17 protein-coding genes and 1 pseudogene are annotated in these 20,877 nt (G+C 55.4%); 7 read left to right on the plus strand and 11 right to left on the minus strand.

The genetic code is table 11. The features are described from left to right. Window positions 1–99: 99 nt before the first annotated feature. From trmB to ACUHMQ_RS09460, 7 genes are all read right to left on the minus strand, one after another. Window positions 100–783, minus strand: a complete 684-nt coding sequence (gene trmB / locus ACUHMQ_RS09430) for a tRNA (guanosine(46)-N7)-methyltransferase TrmB (protein ID WP_445295208.1) — start codon at window positions 781–783, stop codon at window positions 100–102. Window positions 784–887: 104 nt separating this feature from the next. After that, window positions 888–1,676: a thiazole synthase gene (locus ACUHMQ_RS09435; RefSeq protein ID WP_445295209.1), complete on the minus strand. Its 789-nt coding sequence runs from the start codon at window positions 1,674–1,676 to the stop codon at window positions 888–890. Between the two features lie 282 nt (window positions 1,677–1,958). Next, window positions 1,959–2,162 (minus strand): sulfur carrier protein ThiS, encoded by a 204-nt coding sequence (gene thiS, locus ACUHMQ_RS09440; RefSeq protein WP_445295210.1) that lies wholly within the window; start codon window positions 2,160–2,162, stop codon window positions 1,959–1,961. A 36-nt stretch (window positions 2,163–2,198) separates the two neighbouring features. Beyond that, the gene (locus ACUHMQ_RS09445) at window positions 2,199–4,388 is read right to left on the minus strand and encodes a RelA/SpoT family protein (protein ID WP_445295211.1); all 2,190 of its coding nucleotides are present in this window, start codon (window positions 4,386–4,388) and stop codon (window positions 2,199–2,201) included. 56 nt (window positions 4,389–4,444) lie between these two features. Beyond that, window positions 4,445–4,654: a DNA-directed RNA polymerase subunit omega gene (gene rpoZ / locus ACUHMQ_RS09450; protein WP_445295212.1), complete on the minus strand. Its 210-nt coding sequence runs from the start codon at window positions 4,652–4,654 to the stop codon at window positions 4,445–4,447. A gap of 55 nt (window positions 4,655–4,709) precedes the next feature. Next, window positions 4,710–5,324, minus strand: coding sequence for a guanylate kinase (gene gmk / locus ACUHMQ_RS09455; RefSeq protein ID WP_445295213.1), 615 nt, complete (start codon window positions 5,322–5,324; stop codon window positions 4,710–4,712). A gap of 176 nt (window positions 5,325–5,500) precedes the next feature. Continuing rightward, window positions 5,501–6,367: a YicC/YloC family endoribonuclease gene (locus tag ACUHMQ_RS09460; RefSeq protein WP_445295214.1), complete on the minus strand. Its 867-nt coding sequence runs from the start codon at window positions 6,365–6,367 to the stop codon at window positions 5,501–5,503. A 395-nt stretch (window positions 6,368–6,762) separates the two neighbouring features. Here ACUHMQ_RS09460 and ACUHMQ_RS09465 point away from each other — a divergent pair, with 395 nt between their 5' ends. From ACUHMQ_RS09465 to ACUHMQ_RS09480, 4 genes are all read left to right on the plus strand, one after another. Then, window positions 6,763–7,746: a serine/threonine protein kinase gene (locus tag ACUHMQ_RS09465; protein WP_445295215.1), complete on the plus strand. Its 984-nt coding sequence runs from the start codon at window positions 6,763–6,765 to the stop codon at window positions 7,744–7,746. Continuing rightward, window positions 7,743–8,660, plus strand: a complete 918-nt coding sequence (locus ACUHMQ_RS09470; protein ID WP_445295216.1) for a PP2C family protein-serine/threonine phosphatase — start codon at window positions 7,743–7,745, stop codon at window positions 8,658–8,660. Before ACUHMQ_RS09465 ends, ACUHMQ_RS09470 begins: the two co-directional genes overlap by 4 nt. 140 nt (window positions 8,661–8,800) lie before the next feature. Next, window positions 8,801–9,517: a ribonuclease PH gene (gene rph, locus ACUHMQ_RS09475; RefSeq protein ID WP_445295217.1), complete on the plus strand. Its 717-nt coding sequence runs from the start codon at window positions 8,801–8,803 to the stop codon at window positions 9,515–9,517. A 19-nt stretch (window positions 9,518–9,536) separates the two neighbouring features. Continuing rightward, window positions 9,537–9,914 (plus strand): 2OG-Fe(II) oxygenase, encoded by a 378-nt coding sequence (locus tag ACUHMQ_RS09480; RefSeq protein ID WP_445295218.1) that lies wholly within the window; start codon window positions 9,537–9,539, stop codon window positions 9,912–9,914. A gap of 78 nt (window positions 9,915–9,992) precedes the next feature. Here ACUHMQ_RS09480 and ACUHMQ_RS09485 read toward each other — a convergent pair whose 3' ends face one another. Then, window positions 9,993–11,612 (minus strand): BCCT family transporter, encoded by a 1,620-nt coding sequence (locus tag ACUHMQ_RS09485; RefSeq protein ID WP_445295219.1) that lies wholly within the window; start codon window positions 11,610–11,612, stop codon window positions 9,993–9,995. 342 nt (window positions 11,613–11,954) lie between these two features. Here ACUHMQ_RS09485 and betB point away from each other — a divergent pair, with 342 nt between their 5' ends. Next, entirely contained in the window at window positions 11,955–13,427 is a 1,473-nt protein-coding gene (gene betB, locus ACUHMQ_RS09490) for a betaine-aldehyde dehydrogenase (RefSeq protein WP_445295220.1), read from the plus strand. Between the two features lie 303 nt (window positions 13,428–13,730). Beyond that, window positions 13,731–15,416, plus strand: coding sequence for a choline dehydrogenase (betA, locus tag ACUHMQ_RS09495; RefSeq protein WP_445295221.1), 1,686 nt, complete (start codon window positions 13,731–13,733; stop codon window positions 15,414–15,416). A 268-nt stretch (window positions 15,417–15,684) separates the two neighbouring features. On the opposite strand, the gene ACUHMQ_RS09500 is transcribed toward betA, so the two are convergent. The 3 genes and pseudogenes from ACUHMQ_RS09500 to ACUHMQ_RS09510 all read right to left on the minus strand — a co-directional run. Continuing rightward, window positions 15,685–16,674 carry a response regulator gene (locus ACUHMQ_RS09500; protein WP_445295222.1) on the minus strand — a complete coding sequence of 330 codons (990 nt, stop codon included), beginning with the start codon at window positions 16,672–16,674 and terminating at the stop codon, window positions 15,685–15,687. 3 nt (window positions 16,675–16,677) lie between these two features. Beyond that, on the minus strand, window positions 16,678–17,736 hold the full coding sequence (locus tag ACUHMQ_RS09505; protein ID WP_445295248.1) for a response regulator: 1,059 nt from the start codon (window positions 17,734–17,736) through the stop codon (window positions 16,678–16,680). A gap of 57 nt (window positions 17,737–17,793) precedes the next feature. Continuing rightward, window positions 17,794–19,646: pseudogene (locus tag ACUHMQ_RS09510) on the minus strand (PAS domain S-box protein); the annotation flags it as partial. 620 nt (window positions 19,647–20,266) lie between these two features. Here ACUHMQ_RS09510 and betI point away from each other — a divergent pair. Then, on the plus strand, window positions 20,267–20,860 hold the full coding sequence (betI, locus tag ACUHMQ_RS09515; protein ID WP_445295223.1) for a transcriptional regulator BetI: 594 nt from the start codon (window positions 20,267–20,269) through the stop codon (window positions 20,858–20,860). Window positions 20,861–20,877: the final 17 nt, after the last annotated feature.

Raw genomic sequence — 20,877 nt, forward strand, 5'->3', positions numbered from 1 at the left:
AACAATTCACAAAAACACACCCCACTCAACCACAAACCAGGTTGGGTCACATCACGGTTTCAATTGGATAAGACACACTATAAGAAGGTTCGGAGGCTATCAGACAGCGCGCTTGACGAAAATAAGGTCCCACACCCCATGCCCGAGGTTAAGACCCCGTTGTTCAAACTTGGTCAACGGACGCCAGGCCGGGCGCTCGGCATAGGTCTGTGCTGTGTTTTGCAGCTGGGCATTGGCAGACAGCACTTCCAGCATCTGTACTGCATAGTCTTCCCAATCGGTAGCCATATGAATATAGGCGCCAGGTTTCAGACGCTTGACGATGCGCTCAAGAAATTCCGGCTGCACCAGGCGGCGTTTGTGATGCCGCTTTTTCGGCCAAGGATCGGGGAAATAGAGGTGGAAGCCATCCAGGCTGTTTTCGGCCAGCATATGCTCAAGCACTTCAACCGCATCGTGGCGCATGACCCGGATATTCGTCAGCTGCTTTTCTTCAATCAGCTTCAGCAGATTCCCCACCCCTGGGCCATGAACCTCGATGCCCAGGAAATCGGTATCCGGACGAGCTGCAGCGATATCGGCGGTCGCCCCGCCCATACCAAAACCGATTTCCAATACCTTGGGCGCGGTACGACCAAAGGCCGTATCGAGATCAATCAACTCAGGGCGATATTCGATCCCCCAAAGTGGCAAACCCGCCTCTACAGCGCGGGTCTGAGCTTCGGAAAAATGGCCTTGCCGCAATACAAAGCTGCGGATATGGCGGTGTTTCGGGTCTTCCATCTAAAGGCTTTCTGAAATTCAAATCCAATATGAACCTGTTTACGCTCTTTACTGCACAAGCGGTTGGCGCTTATGTGCTGCTCACGACAGATCGTAAACAAGCTTTAGGCAATCATGCCCACAGTGGGTGAGCTGGGGCTGGCCGAATAGAACTTTTTCGGCATCCGCCCAGCGAGGAAAGCTTCACGACCCGCTTCGACGCCTTTTCTCATGGCGCTTGCCATCAGTACCGGGTCTTGTGCTGCAGCAATCGCCGTATTCATGAGCACACCATCGCAACCGAGCTCCATGGCAATTGCTGCATCCGATGCAGTACCAACCCCAGCATCAACAATCACCGGCACACGGGACTGTTCGATGATGAGTTTGAGATTCCAGGGGTTGAGAATGCCCATGCCCGAGCCGATCAAGCTGGCCAAGGGCATGATGGCACAGCAACCGATCTCTTCGAGCTGCCTGGCAACAATAGGGTCATCCGAGGTATAAACCATCACATCGAAACCCTCCTTGACCAGCGTTTGGGCAGCTTTCAGCGTTTCCAACACATTGGGGAACAGGGTATGTGGGTCACCCAGCACTTCCAGCTTGACCAATTTGTGGCCATCGAGCAGTTCACGCGCCAAGCGCAAAGTACGCACAGCATCATCCGCGCTATAGCAGCCTGCGGTATTGGGTAGGTAAGTGAACCGATCGGGTGGCACAAAATCAAGCAGGCTGGGTGTATTTGCTTCCTGACCGATGTTTACCCGGCGGATGGCGACGGTCACAATCTCTGCGCCAGAAGCATCAATCGCTGCGCGTGTCTCTGCAAAATCCTTGTATTTACCAGTGCCGACCAGCAAGCGTGAGCCGTAATCGCGGCCCGCTATGGAAAGGGGCATGCCTATTTGCATGGGGAACTCCTAAGAACCTGTTTACGATCTTAGAACCTGTTCAAAATCTGCTGCGCATCAGCAATACGGCGTTGAAAACCCCCTTGGAATGCGCATTTACCACGCGTAAACGCCACTTCCTTAGTTGTTTTCGCCTTGTCTTGCTCTAGCTAGCAAGCTTTGAACAGGCTCTATACTGCGCAGCCTTGCTAAAGACTCATGGGCTGAAAAATCGGAACACCTTCCGAAAAATCAGATGGGCATGAATCCGGTGCCGCAATTGAAACCAGCCAATATCAAGCGTCAACCACCACCCACTGCCACGACGATTTCCAACTTATCGCCAGACTGCAGCAGGGTTTCGTTGAACATGCCCTTGGGCACGATCTCACCATTACGCTCAATGGCAATACGACGGCCTGCGTGGCCCAACTGCGTAATCAGCGCAGCAAGCGTCAAGGCGGTAGAGAATTGATGGCTGACGCCATTGATTTGGATGTCGATCACGATAATGCGGGTAGGAAAAACAGATTGCGATTTTAATCAAGAATGGCCGCCGCTGCCCTTGAGCCGATGAATGCGAACAACACGTTCCAGGCTGCGCAGCGCTTGCATGACGCGGGCGAGATGCTGACGGTTCTCGACCTGCACGGTGAAACTAATTTCGGTGTAACGGTCGCCATCGGCGTCCTTGTCCATGCGCACATTCTCGATATTGGCGGCGGCATCTGAGATAGAAGCGGCGATTTCCGCCAATGCCCCACGCTCATGCATGGCCAATACCCTGATCTGCACATCGAAAAGCTTACCGATCGGCACGTCCCATTCCACTTCCAGGAGCTTATCCGGGTCGAACTTGCTGTGCCTGCCCACCACCTGCGGGCAATCATGGGTATGGATCACCAAGCCCTGGCCCTGCTTGATCAGGCCGATGATAGGGTCACCGGGGATAGGGTTACAGCAGCGCGAGAATTGCACCGCAACACCTTCGGTACCGCGGATCAGAATTGGGCCGCTATTGGCTTCGCCTTCCGACAACAGCCCAGCAAGGGTCAACAACCGTTGCCCAACCACTACCCCCAGACGTTTGCCCAGGCCGATATCTGCGAGGATCTCATCACGCTTGGATGGTGCATTTTCCTTCAAATAACGATCCCATGCCTCGGCAGGCAGCTCGGTCACCTGGTTCATCAAGGCGCGTACCGATTGGTTTAGCATACGCTCACCCAGCGTCACTGCCTCCTCATAACGCATGGTCTTGAGGAAATGACGGATGTGCGAACGTGCCTTGCCGGTCACGACAAAATTCAACCAACTGGGGTTGGGTCGCGCAGTGGTGGCGGTGATGATCTCGACCTGGTCCCCTGTTTTCAAGGTTGTACGCAAGGGCATCAGGTCGTAATTGATACGCACGGCGATGCAGCGATTACCGATATCCGAGTGCACCGCATAGGCAAAGTCAACTGCACTGGCGCCTTGCGGCAACGTCAATATCTTGCCTTTGGGCGTGAAGACATAGACTTCGCCGGGGAACAGGTCGACCTTGATATGTTCGAGGAACTCCACCGAGTCACCCGACATCGACTGGATCTCAAGCAGCGACTGCAACCATTGGTGGGTCTTCTGCTGCACATCGCTTACACCATCGTCACCGGACTTATACATCCAGTGCGAAGCGACCCCCGCCTGCGCCACCTTATGCATATCGTGCGTGCGTACCTGCACTTCGATAGGCGTACCGTAAGGACCGGAAAGCGCAGTGTGCAGGCTCTGGTAGCCGTTGGGCTTTGGAATGGCGATATAGTCCTTGAACGTACCGGGCCGAGGCTTGTACAAGCCGTGCAAAGTACCCAAAGCCAAGTAGCAGGTGGGTACATCTTTGACGATGACCCGGAAACCATAGATATCCAACACCTCGGAAAAACTCAGGTGCTTTTCCTGCATCTTCTTGTAGATGCTGGCCAGATGCTTCTCCCGGCCATAGACGGTCGCCTCAACTTGCGCTTCCGCCAGCTTATGCTTGATCGCATCGAGTATCTTGCTGACAACCTCACGTCGGTTACCGCGCGCAGCTTTCAATGCCTTGCCCAGCACCTCATAGCGCATCGGGTGCAGATACCTGAAGCTCCAATCCTCCAGCTCCTGATAGATGCCGTGCAAGCCGATACGGTTGGCGATAGGGGCATAGATTTCCAGCGTTTCAGCCGCAATGCGCTTTTGCTTGTCCTCGCGCATATGGCTGAGGGTCCGCATATTGTGCAAGCGGTCAGCAAGCTTCACGAGGATAACGCGCACATCACGCGCCATCGCCATCAGCATCTTACGGAAGTTCTCCGCCTGCGCTTCCTCTTTACTCTGGAATTCCAGCTTCTCAAGCTTGGACAGACCATCGACAAGGTCGGCAATCGGCTTACCGAAGCGCTCCGTCAGTTCGATCTTGGTGACACCCGTATCTTCCATGGTGTCGTGCAGAAAGGCCGCCATCAGGGCCTGTGCATCCAGGTGATGGTCTGCCAGGATATCGGCGACTGCCAGGGGATGGGTGATATAAGGCTCGCCACTCTTACGCAGCTGCGTCTTGTGGCATTCGGCGCTGAACTTGAAAGCAGCTTCGAGCAGCGGTAAATCTTCAGGCTTCAGGTAACCGGCCACCTTGGCCAGCAAAGTATTGGCATCCTGCGCCACACGGGTGGCGTATTCCTCAGGGACTGGCAGTTCGGCGGCGTATAGCATAGCTGCAAAGGGACAAAAAGCGGGCTCGGGCCCGCTTTTTGTCTACCTGCCTATCTTTAGCTGCGTGTACGCGTCAGCATTTCCAGGCCGATCTTACCTGCGGCCATTTCACGCAGGGCAACCACCGTCGGCTTATCGCGACCAGCGCCTTCCACCAGCGGTGTGGAACCATTGGCCAGCTGACGGGCACGGTAGGCCGCAGCGAGGGTCAGGTCGAAACGGTTAGGGATACGATCCAGACAATCTTCAACAGTAATACGGGCCATTTCACTACTCCAGATAAACGACCGGCATGGCGGCCGGCACGAAAAACAATTGGGCTCAGCCTTGCAGGCTGGCAATCAGGTCGCGGTGACGATCAGCCTGCGCGATATAACGCAAGCGTTCCGCCCGTACTACACCGATGATGTCACGAACGGCTTCATCGATATGCTCGTTGACGATCACATAATCAAATTCACCAACGTGGGTGATTTCCTGACGGGCATTCGCCAAGCGCTTGACGATGGCATCTTCGCTGTCTGTGCCACGGTTACGCAGGCGGCGCTCCAACACCTCAGCGCTCGGCGGCAGAACAAACACACCAACTGAGTTATCGAATACCCGGCGCACCTGCTGGGCGCCTTGCACATCGATCTCAAGCAGGATGTCCTGGCCACGGCTCATGGCATCGTTGATCCATTTTTGCGAAGTGCCATACAGGTTGCCATGCACTTCAGCATGCTCAAGAAACTCACCACGGCTTGCCATGGCGAGGAATTCCTCGCGGCTGACAAAATGGTATTCACGCCCATTTTTCTCCCCTTCACGCGGTGCACGCGAAGTAAAGGAAATGGACAACTGTACCTTGGAATCCGCTGCCAGCAACGCGTGAACCAGGGTTGCCTTGCCAGCGCCCGAAGGCCCCGCAAGGATGAAAAGCTTGCCTTTGCTCATTTGCAGTATCTCATTGATTCGAACGGCTTCATTGCAGCGTAACACAATCGCCACGCCGCCACAGCTATCTGCTATTGCTAAATGGTTCACAGCGTAGTACAGAGGAACCGGGCACGCCTTCCACAAGGGCCTGGCGCATACGAATGTCAGGACTTCACCCCTCGCGACACGCTTGTCTACTCGATGTTCTGCACCTGCTCACGCATCTGTTCAATCAACACCTTCAATTCCAACGATGCCTGGCTTGTCTCGACCGCTACCGACTTTGAGCCCAAAGTGTTGGCTTCACGATGCAATTCCTGCATCAGGAAATCCAACCGTTTGCCGACTGCACCACCGGCTTTCAGGATACGGCGCAGCTCGGTAATATGGGTAGTCAGCCGCGTCAATTCCTCAGCGACATCGATTTTCTGTGCAAACAACGCAACTTCCTGACGGACGCGATCGTCATCGGCACTGCCAAGCGCTTCGACAAGACGCTGCTTCAGCTTCTCGTCATAAGCGGCCACAATGGCTGGCAGGCGTGGCTGCACTTCAGCAACGATTGCCGCCATCTTGTCCACGCGCTCCACCATGGAAGCGGCAAGTTTCTCGCCCTCCCGGCCCCGCGTCGCCGCAAAATCCGCCAGCGCCAGATCCAGCAACGCCAATGCAGTCTGCTGCATGGCTTCAGGCGTTACCGAATCGGTCACCAGCACACCAGGCCAGCGCAGGAGCTCTCCCATACGCAGGTCTCCTGCGTTAGGCGCTACTTCATGAGCTTGGTTCGACAGAACGACCAGTTGCTTGAGAAGATCCGTATTCAACTGCAACCGCGGCTGGGTTTCGGCACGCGCAGAGAAACCGATCCGACAATCCAGTTTGCCACGCGACACCCTACCGGCCAGCTTCTCGCGCAGCTGATTTTCAATCAAACGTAACTCTTCTGGCAGACGCAAGCTAAGATCGAGGAAACGATGGTTTACTGCGCGTAACTCAACGCTCAGCAGCCCACCCGCGAGCTCCCTGGTGGCAACGGCATAGCCTGTCATACTTAGGATCATGCGGAACTCCAAATTCAGGTTCTATTGACTATGGGGAAAGCCGGTTTCAGCCGACCATGCCCCAGAAGCAAAGGAAAACAGCGTGCAGCCCAGTCAATCTATGTTAGCGGCTTTGGCAAAGCACACAGATGCAGAGAAGAAGGCTAGCCTGCTGTTTTATCGGGACAATAAGTTGCTACATGTTGTTCAGCCACCCCTATTGCACCGCATCCGCAACACAGTTGCCCACTTCGACCCCCGGCGGATGCAAATGGCATACAGACATCCGCCAGACCAAATAAGATATGCGCCCGCTTTGACTTTGTTGCGAGGCAAAACCACAATCTGCAGCAGAAGCAACAAAAACACCGGATCGAAGTGGCCCGGATTCTACCACAGCGACCAAGCATGCCCTGATGCCACCACCGAGTAATCTACCGCTAGAGCGCGGCTATCAGCTGCTCAACTACACCATCGTCAAGCAATTGTCGGCGGGCGGGTTTTCCATCGTCTACTTGGCGCACGATGAGCACGACCAACCTGTTGCCATCAAGGAATACCTGCCCAACGCCCTGGCGCTGCGTAGCGAGGGCGAACGCGTAGTCGCCACCTCGGCCGACAATCTGGCTTTGTTCCGGCACGGAATGAAGTGTTTCTTCGAAGAAGGCAAAACGCTGGCGCAGATCCGCCACCCGAATATTGTGCGTGTAATCAACTTCTTCCGCGCCAATGAAACCGTTTACATGGTGATGGAATATGAGCGGGGCCGGACGCTGCAAAAGGAAATTCAACTGACGGAAGGCGGCGTAAAAGAAAACATGATTCTTTACGTGTTCGCCCATCTTTTGAATGGCCTGCGTGAAGTGCATTTGAAGAAAATGCTGCACCTCGATATCAAACCCGCCAACCTGTACATCCGTCGTGATGGCAGCCCGGTGCTGCTCGATTTTGGTTCCGCGCGCGAAGCCTTGAATCAAACGGCGCTAAGTAAATTCACCCCCATGTATACCCCTGGGTTCGCCTCGCCCGAGCAATATGCCGACCGGGATAAGCTCGGGCCATGGAGTGACATTTACAGCGTAGGTGCAACTTTATTTGCCTGCATGTGCGGCATGGCGCCACAAGCGGCGGACCAGCGCGTGAAAGATGACCGTTACCAGTCAGTCAAAAAAGCCTGGTCAGGCCGTTACTCGCCCCGCTTGCTGGAATTGGTTGACTGGAGCTTGCAGCTCGATCCGCTGGCTCGGCCCCAAAGTGTGCGCGAAGTACAAAAAATCCTGGTCGACATCGCAACTGAACCCATGGTCAAGCAGGGGGGACTGCTTGCTAGCCTCAAGACCACCGTGACCCGCTTTGGTCGCATGGATGTCTTGGCAAGGGGCAAGGGAGAAACAAAATGAAATTCACCATATTCCAAGAAACACGCCGGGGGGCGCGCCAGTACAACCAGGACCGCATGTGCTATTCCTACAGCCGCGATTCATTGCTGATGGTCGTAGCCGACGGGATGGGCGGGCATTTGCACGGTGAAGTCGCAGCGCAGGTCACGGTTGAATTGATGGCGGAACTGTTCCAGAAGAAAGCCAAGCCTACCATCCAGAACCCACATCAGTTCATGGCTGATGGCTGCATGAAGTGCCACGATGCCATTTTCAATTACGCAGCCAACCACAGCCTGCTGGAAACCCCACGCACGACGGTGGTCTCCGCAATCATTCAGGATGGTGTGCTGTACTGGGCTCATGTCGGTGATTCGCGCCTGTATGTCATCCGCAATAACCAGGCAGTTGTGCGTACCCGCGATCATTCCAAGGTACAGCAGTTGGTGGAACAGGGCCGGCTGACCGCCGCCGAGGCCGAACGGCACCCGGAAAAGAACAAAATCTATAACTGCCTGGGCTCGATGTTTCCACCCGAGGTGGAAATAGGCGGCAAAATACCACTGAAGGATGGCGACACCATATTGCTCTGTACGGACGGACTATGGGGTGGCGTTACCCAGACAGAGCTGGAACAGATGCTGACAGACTATCCCGTCCTGTATGCCTTGCCTCAGTTGCTCGACCGCGCAGAAATCCGCGGCGGCCCTCATTGTGACAACCTGACCGTTGTCGGCATAAATTGGCACGATGAGGATGACTCCAGCAGTAGCGGCAGCCTCTCCACCAAACAGCTGTCCGACGGTGAAGTTACCACCAAGCTCAATACCCTGAGTGCCGACAAGTCACTAAAGGACAGCAAGGAAATCACTGAGGCTGATATTGAAGCCGCGATTGAAGAAATCCAGAACGCGATCAATAAATACTCCCGCTGATTGCCTGCCCTAGAAAAATCCTCCAAACACCGTGCAAATCACTTTACACGGTGTTTGTTTTTCAGAAGCCTGTCGCGCTGCACTCTAGCTGTTTGAGGCTGCGATATACTCAGCACCTTGATTTGCAAGGAGGTCTACCCATGCGCCCATCCGGCCGTACACCACAGCAGCTTCGTACTGTTCGTATCACCCGTAACTTCACCCGTCATGCCGAAGGTTCGGTGTTGATCGAAATGGGTGACACCAAGGTCATCTGCACCGCGTCAGTAGAGGAAAGCGTGCCGCCGTTCCTGAAGGGCATGGGCGAGGGTTGGGTTACCGCCGAATATGGCATGCTGCCACGCTCCACCAACAGTCGCATGAAGCGCGAAGCCGCCAGCGGCAAGCAAAGCGGCCGTACGCAGGAAATTCAACGCCTGATCGGGCGCAGCCTGCGCGCGGTTGTCGATCTCAAAGCATTGGGTGAAAGGCAGATCAGTATCGACTGCGACGTGATCCAGGCAGACGGGGGCACCCGCTGCGCCAGCATTACCGGTGCCTTTGTCGCACTGCAAGACGCCATCAACAAGCTGATTGCAACCGGAAAATTGACGAGCAGTCCCATCCGTGAACACGTGGCCGCCGTATCAGTCGGTGTTTTCAAAGGCCAGCCGGTGCTTGACCTCGACTATATCGAAGACAGCGATTGCGATACTGATATGAACGTGGTGATGACAGCAGCCGGTGGTTTTGTTGAGCTCCAGGGCACCGCCGAAGGTGCGCCCTTTAGCCGCAGCGAGATGAACGCCTTGATCGAACTGGCGGAAGGCGGTATTCGCGAACTCATCGCTGCCCAACGAACTGCGCTAGTGAATTAAACGTCTGCTTTGGTGTGCCATGCCCATCGGATTCCGTGCAGGACGGCAACAAACCGGCTATCAGACCTTCACTTTTCTGCATGTGAAGTGGCCTGCATGGCTCGGTGGGCGTTTACTTGGGTTTGATGGGCACCTGATTCTTTACCCGACGGGCAGCCATATCCCACCCCATGTCGACAAAGTAAGCGATGGCTGCCATTACCGTATCAACCTTGTACTGTGGCAACCTGCCCGAGGTGGGAAATTTGAATGCCACGATGCGCAGGACCGCCCTTGCTGGTCAGTCGGCCAGCGTCTGTTTTTCTTCCGCCCCGATCAGATGACACACAGCGTCAGCCAATGTGAAAGCAGGCGTGTTGTATTAAGCCTCGGTTGGGCATTGCGCGATATGAAATGAGAGCCTGTTTACGGTCTTACAGTACGGTGGCCGCTGCTCAAAGTAGACCGTAAACGTGCCCTCACAACGCTAAGCTATCTATCCTGCACCTCTACCATGCGCTACCGGCTTGTCGCTCGGCAAAGGTATTTCGGAACCCACAGGCTGGTTCAACTTCTTCACATCCTCCCGCATCGCTTTAAGCAACGAGACAATGTAAAGCAGCAGCACCACTGAAAATGGCAACCCCGCCAGCACCACCACCGTTTGCATGGCAGCAAAATTGCCGGCGAACAACAGGCCTATCGTCACCACCGTCACGACAATCGACCAGAAGATGCGCAGCCAGTTCGGGGCATCTTCATCCAACTCTCTCCCGGTGCGCGACAGATTGGCCAACATCACCGAGCCCGAATCGGCCGGGGTGACGAACAATACAAAGCCAACGCAAATCGACAAGCCGATCACCAGCTTCGCAAACGGATAGTGCGCAAGCAGAAGATAGATAGACATGGCAGGCTGTTCCAACGCAGCCTTGGCGAGCACCGTGTCTTGCTGGTTCATCACCAGATCAAGCGCGCTATTACCAAATACCGATAGCCAGACCAGGGTGAAACCCAGCGGAATCAACAACACGCCACAGACAAGCTCACGCACGGTACGGCCACGGGAAATACGGGCGATGAACATGCCGACGAATGGTCCCCATGAAATCCACCATGCCCAGTAAAACAGGGTCCACAACCCCATCCAGGCCTCGCTCTTACCAGACTGACCGGTATACACGTACAGATCGAACGTCTTCAACACCAAGCCATTGAGGTAGTCCCCCACATTCTGGACCAGGCAGTTGAGCAGATGCAGCGTGTTGCCCGAAAACAAAACAAACAACAACAGGCAGCAGAACAGCACGATATTGAGGTTGGACAGCCGGCGAATGCCACGTTCGATGCCCGACACCGCAGCCAACGTCGCCACAAGGCTCATCAAAAGAATCACCGCCAGCAAACCACCTTGGCTGCTCATCCAACCGAAGAGGTAGTTCAAGCCTGAATACACCTGCAAAGCCCCAATGCCCAGATTGGTCACAAGGCCCAGCAAAGTCACGCAAATACCAAAGCAATCCACAGCATTGCCCACGCCGCCTTTCATCAGGCGCTCACCAAAAATCGGATAAAGCGCCGAGCGCAAAGCCAGTGGCTGGTTATGCCTGTAAGCGAAATACCCCACGGCCAAACCTACCAGCGCATAAATCGCCCAACCGTGCACCCCCCAGTGCAGAAAGGTCAGCTGCAATGCCTGGCGAGCAACCTGCTGAGTATTTGGCGCCCCCTCAGGAGGATTGAAAAGATGGTCGATCGGCTCAGACGCGGCGAAGTACAACAGCGAGATACCGATGCCTGATGAAAACAACATACCTGTCCACGCCATGAAACTGAATGCGGGTCGTTCGTGGTCAGCCCCCAGTTTCAATTCACCGAAGCGGGAAAAAGCGACATAGATCACAAAAAACAGGTATATCCCGATCGCCAGCATGTAATACCAGCCAAAACCTCGCGAAAGCTGGCTTTGTGCCTTCGAAAGCCAGTTACCGGCATTATCGGGAAAAAGAATCAGCAACAGGGTCAGAGCCAGACTCAATATCGTCGAGCCCCAAAAAACCACAGGGTTCAGCTGCGCATGCCCTGTTGCTTTTGTTATGGGTAAAGCAGTTGTCATCCAGGTGTCTCTCCATGCTTTACAAGCCATTGTTTTGTTGTATTGGCAAATCGGCGTAAAACCGCATACCGCCAGCCTGCGGCAGGCAATCTACCGTTCGATGACAAGCCGGTCTATGTTTTTTTGTTTGAGTGTTCAATAAAAATACAATAGGGTTAGCAGATTGCCCGGCGAGGTTGTAACCGTTCGCAAGAACTTGTTCACAATCTGTAGCGAGCAGTTGTCAGTAGGGTACAGAGCAGCACATAAGCCCTTGTCACAACTGCGCCGCAAGATTGTGAACGGTTCTAAGAACCTGTCCAAAGGGCAGCCGAACTATGCCGATAACCCAAGGAAACCATAATGCCCCGATTCGCAGAACAACAGCTCTATCTGGGTGGGTGTTACGTGAATGCCCGCAGCGGAAATACCTTCGAAACAATCAATCCTACCAATGGCGAAGTGCTGGCAAAGGTGCAGAGCGCTGGCAGGGAAGATGTGGAATTGGCCATTGCCAGTGCAGTCGAAGGGCAGAAGCGTTGGGCAGCAATGCCAGCCATGCAACGCTCCCGTGTTATGCGACGTGCGGTGGACATTCTGCGGCAAAACAACAATGCGCTCGCAGAACTGGAAACCTTGGATACCGGCAAGCCGCTGGCTGAAACCCTTACAGTGGACATCCTGAGCGGCACAGATGTATTGGAGTACTACGCTGGGCTGATCCCGGCCATTGAAGGTACACAGATTCCCCTGCGTGAAAGCAGCTTCATCTATACCCGTCGCGAACCGCTGGGCGTGGTGGTGGGCATCGGTGCGTGGAATTACCCCATCCAGATCGCCTTATGGAAATCGGCCCCAGCACTTGCAGCCGGCAATGCAATGATCTTCAAACCCAGCGAGATCACACCGCTTTCAGCGCTGAAACTGGCAGAAATCTACACCGAAGCTGGTTTGCCCGATGGCCTGTTCAACGTGCTCAATGGCCGTGGACCTGAAGTAGGCCAATGGTTAACCGAACACCCAGCCATCGCGAAGGTTTCCTTTACCGGCGGCACAGCGACGGGCAAGAAAGTCATGGCCAGCGCCTCGAGTTCCTCGCTGAAGGAGGTGACCATGGAGCTGGGGGGGAAATCCCCGCTCATTATCTGTGCGGATGCCGATCTGGACCGTGCAGCCGACATTGCTGTCATGGCCAACTATTTCAGCGTCGGCCAGGTTTGTACCAACGGCACCCGTGTTTTTGTACCGCGCACACTGCAAGCCGCCTTCGAAGCCAAGGTGGTCGAACGCGTACGGCGCATCCGTATGGGCGACCCGCTGCAACCCGAGACCAACTTCGGTCCGCTATCGAGCTTCGGCCACCTCGACAAGGTGCTCAGCTATATCGAACTCGGCAAACAACAAGGTGCCCGCTTACTGATTGGCGGTGAACGCCCCACCGCAGCGCCATTCGCAAACGGTGCTTATGTCACCCCGACTGTCTTCAGCGAATGTACCGATGATATGGCCATCGTCCGCGATGAAATCTTCGGCCCGGTGATGAGCATCCTCGCCTACGACACGGAAGAAGAAGTCATCGCGCGCGCCAACAATACAGACTATGGCCTGGCAGCCGGCGTCGTCACGCCATCACTCGCGCAGGCGCATCGCATCATCCACCAGCTGGAAGCCGGCATCTGCTGGATCAATACCTGGGGCGAATCCCCTGCGGAGATGCCGGTTGGCGGTTACAAGCAATCGGGCGTAGGTCGTGAGAACGGATTGTCGACGCTCAATCATTACACCCGCATCAAGTCGGTGCAGGTGGAGATGGGTGAGTTCACTTCTGTCTTCTAGGACCTCTCCTCGCGATCTTACTGCGCAGCCGTGATCAGGGCTCATGTGCTGCTCGAAAGCCCCCGCAAGGGGGACGCCGAACTGCTACGGCGCAAGCGCCAAGAAGTTCGCAGCCTCATGTACAAAAGTACATTCCGGTTTCTGCGCTGCGCTTCACCCTGCTGACGCCTGCTCGCGACAGATCGCACACAGGTTCCCCACCCACGCTTCACGCAGCAGATACCTAAGTACGCTTTCACATTAAAGATAAAAGAGAGGGGTCAAAACGGAGACCCCCCCTCTCCACCAATACGGAGAAGAGACATGGAATTTGATTACATCATCATCGGTGCGGGTTCCGCAGGTAATGTGCTTGCCACACGGCTCACCGAAGACCCAGACGTAACGGTGCTGCTGCTGGAAGCCGGCGGCCCCGACTACCGGTTCGACTTCCGTACCCAGATGCCCGCAGCCCTCGCCTATCCATTGCAAGGGCGGCGCTACAACTGGGCGTATGAGACCGAGCCGGAACCCCATATGAATAACCGCCGTATGGAATGCGGACGAGGCAAAGGCTTAGGCGGGTCCTCGCTCATCAACGGCATGTGCTACATCCGCGGTAATGCGCTCGACTTTGACAATTGGGCCAAAGCACCCGGGCTGGCGGACTGGACCTATCTGGATTGCCTGCCGTACTTTCGCAAGGCCGAGTCACGCGACATCGGCGCCAACGCTTACCACGGTGATGATGGCCCGACCAGTGTCGCCACGCCCAAAGCCGGCAATAACCCCTTGTTCCACGCTATGGTGGAAGCCGGCGTGCAAGCGGGTTATGCCCGTACTGACGACCTTAACGGTTACCGGCAGGAAGGCTTCGGGCCAATGGACCGTACCGTCACCCCCACAGGGCGGCGCTCCAGCACCGCCAGGGGTTACCTCGACCAGGCGCGTGACCGTGACAACCTAACCATCGTCACCTACGCGCTGACCGACCGCATCCTGTTCAGTGGCAAACGGGCTATCGGCGTGGCTTATCTGATCGACGACTCCCAGAAACCCGTAATTGCGCATGCCACACGGGAGGTATTGCTCTGTGGCGGCGCGATTGCCTCTCCGCAAATCCTGCAACGCTCTGGGGTAGGTCCTGCCGCGCTATTGCAGGAGCACGCCATCGCACTGGTGCATGACCTCCCCGGTGTGGGTGCAAATTTGCAAGACCACTTGGAGATGTACCTGCAATACGCCTGCAAGCAGCCAGTCTCCCTGTTCCCTGCACTGCAGTGGTGGAACCAACCTGCCATCGGCGCGGAATGGTTGATGCTCGGCAAAGGCATCGGTGCGAGCAACCAGTTCGAGGCAGGGGGATTTATCCGCACACGTGACGAATTCGAATGGCCGAATATCCAGTTCCATTTCCTGCCTGTGGCCATCAATTACAACGGCAGCAATGCCGTCAAGGAACATGGCTTTCAGGCGCATGTGGGTTCAATGCGCTCTCCAAGCCGTGGCCGCATACACATTAAGTCACGCGATCCGCGCCAGCACCCCAGCATCCTGTTCAATTACATGTCTACCGCACAAGACTGGCAGGAATTCCGCGACGGCATTCGCATCACCCGTGAAATCATGTCCCAACCGGCGCTTGAACCCTACCGCGGCAGAGAATTGAGCCCGGGGGCTTACCTCAAATCCGACGAAGAGCTCGATGCCTTTATTCGAGCCCGTGCCGAAACCGCCTTCCACCCCTCCTGTTCATGCAAGATGGGCGAAGACGACATGGCTGTTGTGGATGGCCAAGGCCGCGTACACGGGCTAGAAGGATTACGGGTGGTCGACGCCTCCATCATGCCGCGCATCATCACCGGCAACCTGAACGCCACCACCATCATGATCGCCGAGAAAATTGCCGATCGGATTCGAGGGCGCACACCGCTGGCGCGCAGCCATGTGGCGTATTACGTCGCGAAAGACGATGTGACCTGCCAACTACCGGAATTTGCAACGGTGTGAGAACGACTTGTGCCCCCCACCATAACGAGTGATGGGGCACTGACTCCTCAATCAGGAGCTGGCTAGACCTAGAAACTGCCTACGATCTGTCGCAAGCAGCCGTCAGTAGGGTGAAGCACAGCGCAGAAACCGGAATGTACTTGGGTGCATGAGGCTGCGAACTTCTTGGCGCTTGCGCCGTAGCAGTTCGGCGTCCCCCTTGCGTGGTGGGCTTTTCGAGCAGCACATGAGCCCTAATCACAGCTGCGCAGTAGGATCGTAAAGCTTATTACTGCTGTTGCTCTTTTTTGTTCCAAATCTCCATCAACTCCAGTATTTCCGGCAAATGGCTTTCGAATTCCTTCACCAACCGCGGTTCGAAGTGGGTACCTGAACCTTTGTGTATCTCAACCATGGCGTTATCCACGCTCCATGCCGGTTTGTAAGGGCGCCTCATGGTCAATGCGTCAAATACATCCACAAGGGAGACTATCCTGGCTGACTCGGGAATCGCCTCCCCGGCCAACGCCATCGGGTATCCGGAGCCATCCCATTTCTCGTGGTGATAACGTGCGATTTCAGCTGCCAGGACAAAAATCGGACTGTTAGACCGGCTCAATATCCGGTAGCCGATCTCTGGGTGCTGCTTCATGACCTCCCATTCTTCAGACATCAGCTTGCGCGGTGCTTGCAGAATGGCGTCGGGAATGCCGATCTTGCCCAAGTCGTGCATCGCCGCGGCATATTCGAGCCGTTCCGCCATCACGTCGGGCCACCCCGCTGCTGTCGCCAAAGCCCGGGCATAAGCTGCCATACGCCAGATGTGCACACCGGTATCGTTATCGTTGTAGTGCCCTGCAGCACCCAGCATGTAGATTGCTTCACGCTGGCTGTCCTCCAGTTCCTTGGCTCGCACCAACGAAAGATGGGTCTGAATTCTGCGCAGTACCACCGGGCCGGATACCGGCTTGAGGATATAGTCCACCGCACCGGCGTCGAACCCCAGCGACTCGTCTTCCACATCCCCCATCGCTGTCACGAAAATCACCGGGATATCCTCGGTGAGCTGGTTCGACTTGATCACCCGGCATACCTCATAGCCATTCATGCCCGGCATAGCGACATCAAGCAGCACCAAGTTGGGCATATGCTTTGCCACGGCTTCGAGCGCATGCTCACCGTTTGTGGCGAAGATCAATTGATAGTGGTCCTTCAGAATCTGCCTTAAAAGTTGCAGATTGTTGGGCTCGTCATCTACCACCAGGATTTTCTTTTGCATGGCTTAACGCTCCTCAATGGCCGCTAACTTGTTAGCCAATGCCGTCGCCTCGACTTTTGCCTCCTCAAATCGAAACGCCTCAAGCTCTGTCCTGATCGGCGCAAGGTCACCCGCCCTTACATAGCGGGCAAGCTCATCAAGAATGGGTTCGACCACATCCGGATTCAGTTCGTCCAACGCCTGTACCAAGGATGAAAACAATTGGCTGAGCGACTCCGCACTATGTGCCAGGGGCGGCGCAACCGCACTCTGGTCCGGCATTCGCAGCCGGCCTATTGCCGTGCAGGCACTATCCAGCATGCGCTTCAGGTCATCTACCCGAGATCGGGCCACGTTGATACGCCCGACTTTCAAGTCCGTATCGATTTCAGACGCCAGCCCAGCAACGCCTTCGATATACAGATTGCCTGCGACGCCCTTCAGCGCATGCGCCATGGCGCGAACCGGCTCGTAGCTCTCGGAGTCGAGAGACAAGAGCCGCGATATTTCCCCACCGTCGTTGCCATGTTGCGCCACGAACGAACCCAGTGCCTTGGCATAGACCGGTGCGCCCCCCCATACCTTGAGCGCCCGCCGTACATTGACTACACCCTCGATAGGGGTGAAATCCATGTCGACAGGTAGTTCGATATTGAATTTCTGCGAGACATTCGGCTTGCCCTTCCCCTCCGGCACGACCTGCTCCATTGAAGCAAACAAGCGGTTGAAGTCGAGCGGTTTGGCTTCAACGACATCCATGCCAACAGAAAGACACTTGCGATAATCGTCGTTCATCACACTGGCCGTCAGCGCCAGAATCGGGATGTGCTCACCGGTGTACTTTTCCCTGTCACGAATCTTGGCCGTCGCAGTCCAGCCATCCATCTCAGGCATCATGACGTCCATGAGGATCAGGTCAAAACCACCCTTCATATAAGCCTCAAGGGCCTGTTTGCCATCCGGGAACCATTCCACCGTGTGGCCTTGGCGCTTCAACCGCAATATCGCCAAGGTGGCATTGGCCTGTATGTCCTCAGCCAGCAGCACATGGAACAACCGTGGCGACACATACTCATCCACCATCGCATAGCCGCTTTCGTACAGGCAGTCGGCATCTGCCGGTGCTTCAGGCAAACGGGCCGTGAAATGGAAGGTGGAGCCCTTCCCGGGTTCACTCTCGATCCAGATCTTCCCTCCCATCATCTCCACAATCTGCTTGGAGATAGTCGTACCCAACCCCGTGCCGCCAAACCGCCTCGTGGTGCTGACATCCGCCTGGGTAAATGCCTCAAACACACTGGCGGTTTGCTCAGGCGTCATCCCGATACCGGTATCCTGCACAGCAAGCGCCACGACATCCCGCTCTTCCGTTGCTTTTGCCAAAATGGTGACGCTACCTCGTTCGGTGAATTTGATCGCATTGCTGACCAGATTCAGTATCACCTGTCGTAACCTGGCCGGGTCACCTATTACCCGGGCAGGCAGGCCCGTTTCGTATTCCAGGTGTACCTTGAGGTTCTTTTCAGCAGCCCGATGTTCGATCGTGGTCAGCGCGTCCGCCAATGCATTGGGCAGGTGAAAGCACACGTTCTCCAGGGTGAACTTGCCGCTTTCAAGTTTCGAAACATCCAGTACATCGTTGATGATGCCCATCAAGGCATTGGCCGACCGCAATATGGTCTGGACGTATTTCTCCGCTGATGCCGACAGGCTGTGATCGTGCAGCACGAACTCGGCAAAGCCGATGATGGCATTCATCGGGGTACGTATTTCGTGGCTCATATTGGCCACGAACGCCGCCTTGGTCCTGGCGCCAGCTTCCGCATCTTCCTTGGCGCGCTTGAGTTCGGTAACGTCGGCAATGATGCCGACAAACATCGGCTCCCCCCCCACCCGCATTGCACCTACTGACAAATGCATAGGGAAGATCGAGCCGTCTTTCTTTCTGCCCTCCACTTCACGCCCCTTACCGATCACACGTGGGTCACCCTCGCTAAGATAACGGGCAAGGTAGCCATCGTGCTCCCCATGGTAGGGGTGAGGCATCAGGACATTGACGTTCTTGTTTAGGACCTCCTCGGAAAGATAACCAAACAACTTTTCGGCGGCAGGGTTGAACGACTGCACGATGCACGAGGCGTTGATCGTGATGATGGGGTTGACCGCGGTATCCAGAATGGCACGTGTGGTTTCAAGGCTGGCTGCAAGCCCTTCTTCCGCCGCCTTCAACTTACTGATGTCAGCAATGATGCCAACGAACATCCGCCCACCGGTGACCTGCATCTCTCCCACGGACAAGTGCATGGGGAACGTAGATTGGTCCTTTCGACGGCCGATAACCTCCCGCCCCTTGCCAATAACACGTGGTTCGCCACCAGAAAGATAACGCTGCAGATACCCATCGTGCCCAGCTTTGTAAGGCTCCGGCATCAGCATATTGACGTTCTGGCCAACCACCTCGCGCCAGTCATAACCGAATAATTTTTCCGCAGCAGGGTTGAACGAACGGATAATCCCGTTTGCATCGATGGTGATGATGGGGTTGACCGCGGTATCCAGAATAGCCCTGGTAGTCTCGAGGCTGGATGCAAGGTCGGCCTCGACCAGCTTCTGTTCAGACAGGTCCACCACCGAACCAACGAAAACCCGCTCATCACTCAGACGCACTTCGTTGACCGCCAGCCAGATCGGGAAATGCTCGCCATCCTTACGCTGGCCGATAACTTCACGCCCCTTACCGATCACACGCGGATCGCCTTCGCTGTTGAAACGCTTCAGATACCCATCGTGCTCCGAGTGATAAGGTTCTGGCATCAGATCGAGACATTCTTGCCGATCACCTCCTCACTCACATAACCGAATATCCGTTCGGACACCGCGTCAAAAGACCGGACTTTACCCCGGTCATCGATGGTGATCGTGCCAACAGCGCTGATACTGGTACTGGTACTGGTACTGGTACTGGTACTGGTACTGGTGTGCAAGTTTTTCATGCGTGACCTTTAGCTCCCGGATCGTCCCTAAGGTAATAGGCCAAGAACCTATTTCAAAGGCTGGGAACGGGCCCCAGTCTTACCTCACCCACCAAAATTTCTGCTTGGCCCTACCAGCCGTGGGTACTCGCCATGGGCTGGCAGCCAAAGTTCATTCGAGGGAAAAGGAAGCTATTAGCAACTGGTAAACCGCTGGGTAAGACAAGATATTCAGCAGGATTCCTCTTCCCCAATACGCACCCACAATGGGCGTGCGCTTGCCGTCTGATTCACGACTATTTGGTTTAGTGATAGATCAAGGACTGGCCGAATAACAAGCGTGCCCCTCTGGGAGGAAAAGCACGCCAAAGTATTGAATTGGCCACATGGCGACAATGAAAAGTCGGGTACTCTCTCTGAAAACTACTTGGCTATTTCTATAACCTGTCCACGACCTCACTGCGCTGCGGTGATCAGGGCTCCTGCGCTAAGCTTCACCTTGCTGATAGCCGCCCGTGACAGATCGTGGCCAGGGTGTAAGGTTCCAAACCCCAAGGGAAACTTATTTAAATAGGTTGGTGATTCAGTCAGGCTCTGCAGCCTGATTTTCCTGGCCAAACGTACTGACAGGTAAACGCGTTATGCCCAAAGTGGGAATGCATCCGATTCGACGCTCGCAGCTGATCCAGGCCACGCTCAGGTCGATTCATGAAGTTGGGCTCAGCGATGCCAGTATTGCGTACATCGCGCGGCGGGCGGGCTTATCCAATGGCATCATCAGCCATTATTTCCAGGACAAGAACGGTCTGCTGGAAGCCACCATGCGGCACCTGATGCATTCGCTAAGCCAGGCGCTGCGCGAACGCCGCAAACTGGTGGACAATGCCGATGCAAAGGCGCATCTGCGTGCCATCATCGAAGCAAATTTCAATGAAAGCCAGGTAAACGGTCCAGCCATCCAGACTTGGCTCGCATTCTGGGCAACCAGCATGCATCACCCTGCTTTGCAACGCCTGCAACGCGTGAATAACCGCCGGTTGTATTCAAACCTCTGCTTTCATTTCCGCCGTGTGTTACCCGCGGCCAAAGCCCGTACCGCCGCCCATGGTCTTGCCGCCCTGATCGACGGGCTGTGGTTGCGTAGTGCGCTGGCAGGAGGAACATTCGATACCGGCTATGCGCTTTCGATCGCCTTTGATTATGTGGAAGAACGTTTGAAAAACTCCGGTACCTAAACTGTTAATGATGCATA

The organism is Chitinimonas violaceus, from assembly GCF_052601015.1.